Origin of the sequence: Allobosea sp. CER48, from assembly GCF_044752385.1 — a bacterium.
In the GTDB taxonomy this organism is placed as follows: Bacteria; Pseudomonadota; Alphaproteobacteria; order Rhizobiales; family Beijerinckiaceae; genus Allobosea.
The window spans coordinates 1-1,769 of record NZ_JBIWYK010000564.1 but is presented as its reverse complement, the minus strand read 5'-3'; the positions used below and the strand labels follow the sequence as shown (position 1 = coordinate 1,769).

Annotated in this window: 2 protein-coding genes; both read right to left on the bottom strand. The window is 65.7% G+C overall.

Annotation, left to right across the window (positions count from 1 at the left end; all coding sequences use genetic code 11):
• Positions 1-16: 16 nt before the first annotated feature.
• Complete coding sequence (locus ACIPIA_RS15555) at positions 17-610, bottom strand: outer membrane protein (protein WP_400510860.1); 594 nt, start codon at positions 608-610, stop codon at positions 17-19.
• 94 nt (positions 611-704) lie between these two features.
• Positions 705-1,769 (bottom strand): DUF2336 domain-containing protein (locus ACIPIA_RS15550; protein ID WP_400510858.1); only part of this gene is annotated, 1,065 nt, incomplete at its 5' end.

Sequence of the window (1,769 nt, the reverse complement as noted above, 5' to 3'; positions counted from 1 at the left end):
CGCTTGAATCGCGCTCTTAGCGGATGGGCCGGCCGAGAAGCCCGGCTTCTAGGCTGAGCGTGATCTTGTCGGTCACGGCCCACTCCACCCCGGCGCGCGCCTCGGGCCGCACCGCGATTTCGCTCTGGCTGAAGGGTGTCGAGAATGGCGTCGCACCGTAGCGCCAGGTTTCGTTGGCGGCGGACATGCCGACCTTGGTGTAGAGCAGCACGTCGGGCGTCACCAGCACGCCGGTCTTGATTTGGAAGGCGCCGGCGAAGTCGCGTGTGTACGCGACATTGCCGAAGCTCGGATAGCCGTAGCCGCCTATGGCCGGGGCGTAGTCTATCGCGCCGACGATGCCGTAGACGAAATTGCCCTCGCGCCGCATCGTTCCGGCTTCGAGCCCGAAGGTCGGTCCGGCGCTTGTGCGCATGTGCTTCGAACTGGTGACCTGGAAGCCCGAGGAGATACGGGCGTAGGAGCCCTCCCAGCGCGGCGAGATCATCGGTTCGTCCCAGGCGAAGGACGGCAAGGCCGCGAAGCCGGTCAGAGGCAGGAATGTCTGCGCCTGCGCGGCGCCGGTGACAAGAACCGAAAGCACCGCGGCGGAAAGAAGCGAAAATCTCACGTCGAAGCTATCCTCGCGCAGACGCGCCCTGCGGAACGCTAGCATGAGGCGGGGAGAATGTCGCGGTTTTGTGGCCGCGGCTGGCGGCCGCGGGTCAGGCGATCTTCGTTCTCAACTTCAGGAAGCGAAGCGTGCGTTCCGCCGTGGCGAGGTCGAGCTTGGCATAGGCATCGACATCATCGTCGATATCACGCGACGTGAAATAGAGCCGGCGCGCCCGGAGCTGCAGGATGGCGCGGAAGGCGGTGTTGCCGATGCCGAGAGAGCGGCAGGTCACCGCGATGCCGCTGGCATCGCGCTGCATCAACACGCGTAGCGCCTGTTCGATGGTGATGTCGCCCACCTGTGCCAGCACCTGTGCGAGATGATAGGCGCGATCCTCGTCTGACAGCATCGTCAGGACGTCGTCGACCTCTCGAACCTTGGCGGCGAGGTCCGAGAGCAGGAGCTTCACCTCGAGCCGCTGCTGGCGTGCCTGGCGGGCGAGCGAGGCGGTTTCTTCAGTGGGCTTCTCGCCGGGAGCCTGTCCATCCGCGAAATGCTCGACGATCCTCAGAACGCGCTGGACGCGGTTGGGGGCGAGGTCCGAACGACGGGCAAGCGCACCGGTGATCGCCGCATCGTCCTGTCCGCGCTCGAGAAGTCGATCGAAGCCGCGATCCGAGAAGGCAGCGCCCTCATTGGCGCTGACGGTGTGAAGGACCTTCTGGTCGCCTCGTTCGACCAGGATGTCGGTGACGCTTTCGGACAGGCGCGCGCGCTCGGCGATGGCGACGAGGTGCTGTTGCGACTGGCTGACGGCGATGGCGGCGAGATCGGTGTCGGTCAGAACCGGCGAGAGGGTCAGCACGAGCCGGGCGACGTCGGAATTGGCGTCTCCGCCGAGCGTGACGGCAACCGAATGGGGCAGGGTGGGCATGGCCGCCACGCGGTCAGCATAGCCCTTGCGCTCGTCATCGCCGAGATGCGCGAGCGAAGTCGTCGCGATCTCGCCGTAATGCTCCCGGGCCGCTTCGTTGGGGTCCTGGTCGAGCAGGAACAAATCGGTGACGGCATGAAGCAACTGCCGGCGCGAATCCGACGACATGTCGGACGGCATCCGGGTCAGGTTACGCAACATCGAAGCCCCCACGGCAAAGTAGCGATCGCACAATGCCCC